General features: G+C 59.7%; 10 protein-coding genes and 1 pseudogene. 5 read left to right on the forward strand and 6 right to left on the reverse strand.

Features of this window, described 5'->3' with window-relative positions; translation table 11 throughout:
• Window positions 1–91: 91 nt before the first annotated feature.
• Window positions 92–223: pseudogene (locus tag ACZY0B_RS26065) on the reverse strand (steroid 3-ketoacyl-CoA thiolase); the annotation flags it as partial.
• 94 nt (window positions 224–317) lie between these two features.
• On the opposite strand from ACZY0B_RS26065, the gene ACZY0B_RS26070 reads away from it, so the two are divergent.
• The 3 genes from ACZY0B_RS26070 to ACZY0B_RS26080 all read left to right on the forward strand — a co-directional run bounded on the left by ACZY0B_RS26070 (window position 318) and on the right by ACZY0B_RS26080 (window position 3130).
• Window positions 318–1430: a dihydrodipicolinate synthase gene (locus ACZY0B_RS26070; protein WP_463767130.1), complete on the forward strand. Its 1113-nt coding sequence runs from the start codon at window positions 318–320 to the stop codon at window positions 1428–1430.
• Window positions 1427–2506 (forward strand): spirocyclase AveC family protein, encoded by a 1080-nt coding sequence (locus ACZY0B_RS26075; protein WP_463767131.1) that lies wholly within the window; start codon window positions 1427–1429, stop codon window positions 2504–2506. Before ACZY0B_RS26070 ends, ACZY0B_RS26075 begins: the two co-directional genes overlap by 4 nt.
• A gap of 111 nt (window positions 2507–2617) precedes the next feature.
• On the forward strand, window positions 2618–3130 hold the full coding sequence (locus ACZY0B_RS26080) for a hypothetical protein (RefSeq protein ID WP_463767132.1): 513 nt from the start codon (window positions 2618–2620) through the stop codon (window positions 3128–3130).
• 188 nt (window positions 3131–3318) lie between these two features.
• On the opposite strand, the gene ACZY0B_RS26085 is transcribed toward ACZY0B_RS26080, so the two are convergent.
• On the reverse strand, window positions 3319–3969 hold the full coding sequence (locus ACZY0B_RS26085) for a hypothetical protein (RefSeq protein WP_463767133.1): 651 nt from the start codon (window positions 3967–3969) through the stop codon (window positions 3319–3321).
• A 216-nt stretch (window positions 3970–4185) separates the two neighbouring features.
• Between ACZY0B_RS26085 and ACZY0B_RS26090 the strand changes: the two genes are divergently transcribed.
• The gene (locus ACZY0B_RS26090) at window positions 4186–4785 is read left to right on the forward strand and encodes a recombinase family protein (protein WP_463767134.1); all 600 of its coding nucleotides are present in this window, start codon (window positions 4186–4188) and stop codon (window positions 4783–4785) included.
• A gap of 34 nt (window positions 4786–4819) precedes the next feature.
• Here ACZY0B_RS26090 and ACZY0B_RS26095 read toward each other — a convergent pair whose 3' ends face one another.
• Window positions 4820–5923, reverse strand: coding sequence for a S1 family peptidase (locus ACZY0B_RS26095; protein ID WP_463767135.1), 1104 nt, complete (start codon window positions 5921–5923; stop codon window positions 4820–4822).
• Between the two features lie 180 nt (window positions 5924–6103).
• Here ACZY0B_RS26095 and ACZY0B_RS26100 point away from each other — a divergent pair, with 180 nt between their 5' ends.
• The gene (locus tag ACZY0B_RS26100; RefSeq protein WP_463767136.1) at window positions 6104–6334 is read left to right on the forward strand and encodes a hypothetical protein; all 231 of its coding nucleotides are present in this window, start codon (window positions 6104–6106) and stop codon (window positions 6332–6334) included.
• A 172-nt stretch (window positions 6335–6506) separates the two neighbouring features.
• On the opposite strand, the gene ACZY0B_RS26105 is transcribed toward ACZY0B_RS26100, so the two are convergent.
• The 3 genes from ACZY0B_RS26105 to ACZY0B_RS26115 all read right to left on the reverse strand — a co-directional run.
• A complete protein-coding gene (locus ACZY0B_RS26105; RefSeq protein ID WP_463767137.1) occupies window positions 6507–7463 on the reverse strand; it encodes a hypothetical protein in 957 nt (318 codons plus the stop codon).
• 178 nt (window positions 7464–7641) lie between these two features.
• On the reverse strand, window positions 7642–8172 hold the full coding sequence (locus ACZY0B_RS26110; protein ID WP_463767138.1) for a hypothetical protein: 531 nt from the start codon (window positions 8170–8172) through the stop codon (window positions 7642–7644).
• A gap of 100 nt (window positions 8173–8272) precedes the next feature.
• On the reverse strand, window positions 8273–8353 hold an 81-nt coding region (locus tag ACZY0B_RS26115), incomplete at its 5' end, for a hypothetical protein (protein ID WP_463767139.1).

The raw sequence follows: 8353 nt of genomic DNA on the forward strand, positions 1-8353 counted from the left end.
ATTCAGATCTACCGCATCGGCGATGCCGGCGCACAATCAGTGTGGGGCAACGAGATAACGCATCTCAAACAGGCCAACACCAAGTAGCCGCCTACCCCAGTCGCTCGATGATGGTGGCGTTGGCCATGCCGCCGCCCTCGCACATCGTCTGCAACCCGTAGCGGCCGCCGCGCTGCTCGAGCGCGTTGACCAGCGTGGTCATGATGCGGGCACCGCTGGCGCCCGACTGGGAGTACTCCTCCGACGGGAATAGGCGGTTGACTGTTTTTAAGATAGTAGCCACTATCTAAGGGTCGGTTCGTTGGAGAGGTGGGCGAGTGAAGACAACCCGGGTAATCCAATGGGCCACCGGCCCGGTGGGCTCGGTCCAGCTTGCCGAGGTGATCGACAACCCCGAGTTCGAACTTGTCGGGCTGTTTGTCTATTCCCCCGACAAAGTGGGCGTCGACGCCGGGGCCTTGGTGGGACGCCCTGATACCGGCATCGTCGCAACCAACGACAAGGCGGCGATCCTGGCCCTTGATGCCGAGGTGGTGTTGCATTCGGCAAGCAAGGCTTACGGTTTCGAGGCCAACACCGATGACATCGTCGCGCTCCTGGAAACCGGCAAGAACGTCATCACGGTGACGTCGTACGCGCACTTGCCGACTCTTGGATCCGATGCCGATGAACGGATCCGAAAAGCCTGCGAAGCGGGGAACTCGCGGTTCAGCCCGGCCGGCGAGCACCCCGGGTTCATGCTGGAGAAGCTGGCCGTTGGCCTCACCGCTCTGAGCCAGCGCGTCGACACCATCACAATTCAGCAGTTCGTCGACTGCTCGCACGTGCCCGAAGAGCGGATGCTTGTCGACCTGATGGGCATGGGAAAGCGACCCGAGGAGATCTCAATCGACTCGCCCGCGTTCCGTGCCGTGTCGACCCAATCCGAACAGGCGATGGGCGCGGCGGCAGAGGTGCTCGGCGTCCACATCGACGAGATAGATCACGTTATTCGAACGGCGGTGTCGCCCAACGACGTAACCCTGGACTGCACAACGCTGCCCGCGGGTACAGTCGTCGGCCAGATCCTGTCCTGGACGGCGTACAACGGCGGCAAGCCTGTCCTGGTTGTCGAAGAGTATTGGACCTGTACGGCCGATATCCCGGAATGGGATCTGGTACTCGACGGCCACACGGTGCGGATCCGCGTCGACGGCGTTCCCAACATCGCCGCTGAGATTCGGGTGGATACCGACCCCATCGCCCACTTCAGCGATGTCTCGGGTGGGTATGTGGCCGTGGGCATTTCGGCACTCCGCGCGATCCCATACGTGCTCAAGGCGCCTCCCGGCGTCGTAGTCCCCGAAGTGTTCGGTGCATATCGGTGGCCGGGTGCCCCGGCGTTCGACAACCCGGCGCCCACGGCCTCGGCTCAAGCGGTGAACCCATGAGAACCGAACAGCTCGCTAGACCCGACGATGTGTCCGTTAAACGCTCACCGTGGTTACTGGTGGCGATCGCCGTCGTCTTGGTGCTCCTTGGCCTGGTCGTCTACAACGCCCGCTACGGTGCAGTCTCTGCCCGGATTCGCAACCCCAACGACACCGGAGGTCCCCATCCGCTGTCGGACCCGCTGTTCGGCTACGGCCACTGGATCGTGACCATCGAGATATTCAGTTACCTGGCGCTGGTCAGCATCATCGCCCTGATCGTTGTCCTCTGGCGCCGCCATCCCAAGCATCCCTACCTCCTGATGACGATCGCGGTCAGCACGCTCGCCTGGTTGGACGCCCCGATGAACTGGGTGACGTTCGCGGCGTACAACCCCGATTTGTGGCACTGGCCCGAGGACTGGCCGATCGTGTCGCTGTCTCCAACCGTCGAGCCGCTGTTCATTGCGGCCATTTCGATGTTCGTGGTGCCGCCGTTCTTTCCAGCGATCTGGGTCCTACGACGCATGCAAGCGCGCGGCTCCAGGGATTCGTTCGTGTCGCGGCATCCGCTGATCAGCCTGTCCGGTCTGGTCTTCGTGTTCGGCTTCGTCTACGACTTTGCGATGGAAGAGTTGTGCGTCCGCATCGGTCTGTACACGTTCACGCAAGTCATCCCGTTCGGATCGGTCTTCATCGGTACACGCTGGCAGTTCCCGTTGCTGTGGCAGTCCTCCCTCATCAGCATCCTGATGATTCCGGCCGCGGCAATGATCTATCGGGACGACACCGGACGCACCGTGGCCGAGAGACTGGCGCGGCGGGCCAAGATCTGGCCGACCCGGCCGGTGCTTGGTTCGTTCGTCGTCATGCTCGTCGGCGTCAACCTCGCCTTCATGACCTACGGACTGGTGTACACCGCCGTCACTCGCTGGTCGGGCGCGGCAACATCGCTGGTCTGCCCATGGCCATGGCCAAGCGCCAAAGTCTATGACCCGCAAGGCTTCTACGAGCGCAATGGTGCACCGGGACCCTTCTCGGCGGGAATCTGGTCCACTTGGGAGAGCGCTCAGCCCGACGGGCGACCAGTGCCATGACGGAACGTTGCGGTCTAAGCAGGAAAGACATTCTCGACAGCGGCCGTTGTGGGCCCAAATATTTGGACATAAGCAAACGATCTGACTGTACTGGGGCTAGCCTTAGCTGCCGTGGCTGACTGGCACTGGGCGCACTTACTAAACTACGGGACTGTGCCTGCGTACTTGTCCGCGGTGGTCGCGGCCGGGGCCGCCGTTTGGTCGCATATTTCGTCGAGGAAGGCCAGGAACGAAGCCAGGCGCTCTGCCGATGCGGCGGAGCGGTCGGCAGCGGCTGCGGAATCGCAGGCCAAACTCGCTCGGCAAGTAGCTGATGTCCCAGAACTGGCACCATGGAAAATGGTTCGCCACGCTGATATTTCGTTCGGTTCGGCGACCGACAATACCGGCCATTACACCCTTCACAACCAAAGCCCCACGCCCAAGTACAGGATCCGGATAGATGGTCCCGCGAACGGCATCCGACGATGGGACGTGATTTACCAGGGGACCTCTGTACGCGTGGATGCTCCACTCGATTCACATGTTGACAATCCGTTTACGGTGCACTGGCATCGACAACAGGACGGGAACGACGACGAGCAGACGCAACGAAGCGTGCCGGTTTTGAATGAGTTTCGATGAACAAGTACGCAAGCGGATTTGGCTTCCGAAGTCTAGTTGCGCTGGTAACCGGCGCGGCGGCTGGCAGGGATTCTCCGGTACCCCACCCCCGTTGGGTCAGACGCGATGGGGTTGTCAATTGCACGGGCCCTACGGCTGAGCCCAGCCAATTTGCCCTTGCTCCGAGGGCCTATGCCAGCGCACAAGGACTACCACGCGGTCGACCTAGGAGCTAGCACCAAGTATCGAAAATCCGCCCCGTGCGGTTCGCTGTACGGACGCCAGTTACAGCGATATGAGTATCGGAGTTGCACCGCTCTGTGAGCCTGCTTCGGCTCGGGGAACCTGAGCACCGCGCCCGCTTCAACCTCACGGCTCTGCCAGAGACGAAAATCGTATGCCTGCGTCCCTTGCCTGTGTTTGCGCTGATCCCAGAACTCAAAGTTGGACAACGCGATCACCGCGCCTGCCTTGACGATGTCCGCTGCCATGAGCTTTTCGATGCGAGCCACGTCTTTCCAGATGGCATGAGCGTCAAGATCGTCGGCACCTGAGCTGGGCAAGTTGTATGTCTCGTCGTATCCGTCCGCACTCAACGTGCCTACGAACCGCTTCTTTGGGTATTTCAGCTCGAACGCCACCGGCGTCTCGTCGAAGGATCCCATGATGTCGACCTCGAACCGCGGACTGCCAGGAAGTTGCACCATGCGTTCAAGGCGAATACGAGTAACGCCCGCCTGTGCCATCACATCGCAGAGTGCGAACTGAAAATCAAACTCCGAATGAAAGATCGGCCGCCGACTAGATAGGACTGTCATCCACTGGTCGATAGCTTCGGACAACTTCTCGATGCCGGCCATGGTTGCACCGTAGGGCATCCTTGGTTTCTGACCGGCACGTCCGGCGAGCGCCTCAGTGAGCGGACCAACAACTGTGTTCGCAGAACTAAAGAACTGAGACAGCCCAGGTGTGTTCACTTGTCGCTCACATAGTGCCAGCTCGAACTGTCTCAAAATATGCCTCGAAACCGCTGTCTCACATTGATATGTCATGCGACTTTTGAGACACTATCCCGCATGACGCTTAGCTCGGCACCAACCATGACCGGAACTCAACTCGGCTATGCCCGTGTCAGCACCGGGCATCAGTCGCTCGATCAACAAATCGACGTGCTCTCCGCTGCGGGCGTCAGTCCCAACCGTGTGTACTCGGACAAATTGTCTGGCACCTCCACCCGCGAGGAGCGCCCCGGCCTGGCGGCGTTGTTGGACTACGCCCGTGAAGGCGACGCCATCGTCGTCGTAGGGATTGACCGTCTGGGACGTAACGCCGCTGAGGTGATGGCGACGATTCGTGACCTTGGAGAGCGCGGGATTGTGTTGCGGTCACTTCGGGAGGGCATTGACACGTCCAGCGCGACCGGGCGCATGGTGGCGGGTGTTCTCGCCAGCTTGGCCGAGCTTGAACTCGAGTTAGGTAAAGAACGCCGGGCAGCAGCCCGCGACGCTCGTCGGGCACGCGGTCAGTCCATCGGAAGGCCGAAGAAGTTGAATGACTCGAAAGCGGCCACGGTGCAGCGTATGCACGCCAACGGAGAGCCTGCGTCCTCCATTGCCGACGCCTTAGGTGTCAGTCGTGCCACGATATATCGCGTGCTCGCCGCACAGTCCGAATGAAGAGAATCTGCCGAACGTGATGTCGTCTCAGGGCTTAAGGTTTTGTCGGCGGTTCAGGCTGTCTGTGGTCCATTTCGGTAGGGCCTGACTCGCCGGCGACTCCACTCCGGCATATTTCAGTGGCTTCCTGTATCCGCCATACGAATCCAAGGTCGGAACTATGCTTCGCTCGCTGGGAGACTTTCTCTAACTTAAGCGCCAAATCTTTGAACCGACGATTCACTCCATCCTCCACGCCGGGTATATCCGCCCTGTAGTCGATTGCAGGTTCTGCGGGTCCTTCGGGTGGCAACTTCGCCTTGAATGCCGAACCCTCCTTTGCGCCATAGTCTTCGGGGACGCGGCCTGTGTAGACGCCTACCAGATGGAAGCGTGGAGCGACGGCGACCTCCCATTTTCCATTCTCTTGGGTAAGGCCCAAAGGCTGCCGAACCGTCAGGACGGGCGAACCCGAATTCCCAGTGCGCCCACGCGCATCTATGAGAAACAGCGGGTATTCCTTATTGCGATAAGTGTGCAACAACGTTGGCTCAGAAGCGACGATGCCGTTGCTCCACAGTGGAAGCTCGAAACTTCCCCTCAGTCCATAGGGGTAGCCGACCACTGCCACCTGCTGTCCAACCCAGAGCCGGGAGGTCGGATCGGATGCAGGTGCTGCTTCTTCCCAAGCATCAACGAGCAGGCCGGGCTGATCCGTAGGCAGATTGAATGGGATCGCTGCCACGTCAACGCTGCGACCAAATCGGGGGTGTTCCCTCCAGATCGGCTTCCAAGCGTCGTCGATCAGGTTGATCAGATACTGATGAGCCTGTACTTCAAAACCTGTCTTGTATACCTGCGTCGGCGTGTTGGCGCGGAAGCTCACGGCGACGTGCGTTGGGGCGACGCGGTAGGTGCGGCGGAGATACTCATCAGTCTCCCAGTGCTTCCCCGAGAAATTGTGGCGAGCCGTGACGAGATAGATTTGCCCATCCAGTCGATAGAGGAATCCCGTTCCTTTAGCGAGCATGAATATCTCGCTGTCTTTGGTGGCCTTCGAGCCGTTGGGCGCGTACAGCATTTCGATATACACAACCCGCAGCGACTCTGGCGGAAACATCCCTATTGGTAGCTGGGTGCCGGAGTCAGTGTCAGTCATGCCGCCCAAGCGTACGAGGGCGCGGTAGAACTGATCGAGCCCGTAGGGGTGGGGGGTGGCCCCCTAACTTCTCGGCTCCCGCCTCGTACGGCTAGCGACTTCTCTCTCTGCGCCGCTCCGGGGAACGTCGGGCTGTACGGATACATTGGGATCAAAACGTCGACCCACAGGGAACTGGACATGGCAACGAGCCCGGACGAGCGCCCGCACGTCAACTTCACAGCGCCGGTTGGCAGCGTCGACCTGCGTGCATTCGATGAGAACGGAGACTCGTACACCATTTCGCCTTGTCATCACTGCTATCCCTGGCACGCCGAAGTGGTTCGAGACCCTGAGACCGGCGATGTCTTGGTACGAGAGTGGCACGCGGTGGAGTGCGAGGCTTTCCAAGACCTCATCGGGCCGGAGTAGTCCCGTCCGCAGTAGCTTCAAAATCGCTCAACGCCAGCCAACGCCCTCAACCTACTGACCTGTTGATTCTGTATGTAGCCAACATGGCCAATGCCTCCAAACGCCCACGTCATCTCGTTCGCATTGAGAAGGTCGTCGCGTGCCGGTGCGGGGGCCGGTCCTTGCTCATCCGCTACTGATACCGCAACGCCCACGCTTCGACGGTCGGCACCAACGAATGCGGATAGTTCTTCCTGCGCAAGGCCGTTCGAGCGGGGTGACTGGATTGGGCTTCAAACAAAGCAACTGCACACTCCGTCATAGTGAGGGCAGCGGCGAACCCGTCGGCAATTGTCTTGAGTGAGGCTAGATCGTCGCGGACGTAGTCACTCATCCACTTGTATGCGTGAACGAAACTTGAAGCGTAGGAGTAGAAGTGGCCCGCACCAAGCTCCATGCCTATTTGCACATGGTCTGTTACGTGAACGGGTGGGTTCGCATCAATCCATCTCGCTGACCAAGCGACGATGTCCGAATAATTCGAAGGTGGTTTCTTCCGTTGGGCCTTCGGCACAGCTTCGATCAACTTCTGACGGTCGTCATGTTCGGTGCGGTGTCGCTGAAAGTTCTTGTACTCGGGCGCACCTGCTGTGACATTCCGCTTTGCAAATACTTGCTCTTCGATCCTGATGAACCCCTGCTGAGGCAGTCGCTCACACTGTGTGAACCCGAGACATCTCGCTCGTCGTTCCTCACGAGTGGTTCCTCCGAGCAGCCAAATCGTCTTGGCCGATGCCTCAATCGCGCACCGACAAAGAGATGCCACCGACGCAATGTTTGTTCTTCGCTCTCGGAATGCGGCCCCGTGTACCTGGGCAGCACCTACCAAGTTCTCTGTCGCCATCATCACCGGGAAGCGAGCAGTTGAGCTAACGACATGATTACCGAGGTCTGGCATAAATCCGAGGTCATCAAATGCAAGGCTGCTTCCCCTGTCCGGCATAAATCGCCGACGATCCGGGTTGCTGCTCCCGCCGTCTGGTAGCACTCGACGGAGTAGCGCCCACTCGTTGAGCGGCCAGGTTCGGACCGCTCTCTCCGTAATGCGCAGCACGACCCCAACCTTTTGTGACCAGTCGGCAGCCTCCATGGGCGCACCTTATCGGCTGGTGGGTGGTGGTGCCGCATACGCAGCACATGAAAGAGCAGAACCCCCGTGTCGTTACGTCGACCGCCGAGGGGTGTGCCGGGCGGTGCACGCTTGTGACACGTCAATCACCTAGCTTGCTGCGCCGCCTGTGCCACGCAAAAGGCCAGTGGTCCGTCGCTTAAGTTGGTAGGCGCACTCGATGGCTCTTCAGCCAAGCGTTCCAATCGGCAATGGCATTTTTGGCAATGTCGAGCCCGTCCATATGTGCGCCGTTAGCAGCGGCAATCGTGAAAAAATTTCCTCCACCGACGCGGAACGGAATTGTGAGTGGAAGTCTGGAACCATGTTTCTGAGCAATGACTCTGGCATGTCCCTGCCTCTTGCCAGTTATGTACGACTCATGCGTCAATTTCAGATGTTTTGAGCCGTTAGCGATGTCGGCGCAAACGGACAGCGCGTTCGATGATCCAGTCCCCCTCTTGTTGAGCAGTCGAGAGAGGTCAGCTTTGGTCTTGTCCGCCAGGCGTGACGCTCTGATCCAGTCGCGTAAGTGGAAGGCGTCGCAACAGAAGTGATACAAGATGTCACGCGCGTGTTCCTCAGCGTGGACGAGTTCGTTGTGTGGGCCGCTTGAGTCCGCCGCCATCTTTACCAGTTCATACTGCCGCTGAAGGCGCTTGTACTGGTCTTTCCATGTCTCACCGAGCATGGTCCTAAGTCCACCACGGCAACACCAAATCCCACGCCGTTTAGAAGTAACGCGGCGCTCAATAGACACCTCATACCAGGGCTCTGCGAGCCGAATTTGACTAGCCCAGCCGCTCGATGATGGTGGCGTTGGCCATGCCGCCGCCCTCGCACATCGTCTGCAGACCGTAGCGGCCGCCGCG

The organism is Mycobacterium sp. IDUB_19 (assembly GCF_055419445.1).

Bases quoted from the DNA above. Each gene is read 5' to 3' on its own strand.
- ACZY0B_RS26075 (WP_463767131.1), top strand. From the start codon at position 1,427: ATGAGAACCGAACAGCTCGCTAGACCCGACGATGTGTCCGTTAAACGC.
- ACZY0B_RS26085 (WP_463767133.1), bottom strand. From the start codon at position 3,969: ATGGCCGGCATCGAGAAGTTGTCCGAAGCTATCGACCAGTGGATGACA.
- ACZY0B_RS26090 (WP_463767134.1), top strand. From the start codon at position 4,186: ATGACGCTTAGCTCGGCACCAACCATGACCGGAACTCAACTCGGCTAT.
- ACZY0B_RS26095 (WP_463767135.1), bottom strand. From the start codon at position 5,923: ATGACTGACACTGACTCCGGCACCCAGCTACCAATAGGGATGTTTCCG.
- ACZY0B_RS26100 (WP_463767136.1), top strand. From the start codon at position 6,104: ATGGCAACGAGCCCGGACGAGCGCCCGCACGTCAACTTCACAGCGCCG.
- ACZY0B_RS26105 (WP_463767137.1), bottom strand. From the start codon at position 7,463: ATGGAGGCTGCCGACTGGTCACAAAAGGTTGGGGTCGTGCTGCGCATT.
- ACZY0B_RS26110 (WP_463767138.1), bottom strand. From the start codon at position 8,172: ATGCTCGGTGAGACATGGAAAGACCAGTACAAGCGCCTTCAGCGGCAG.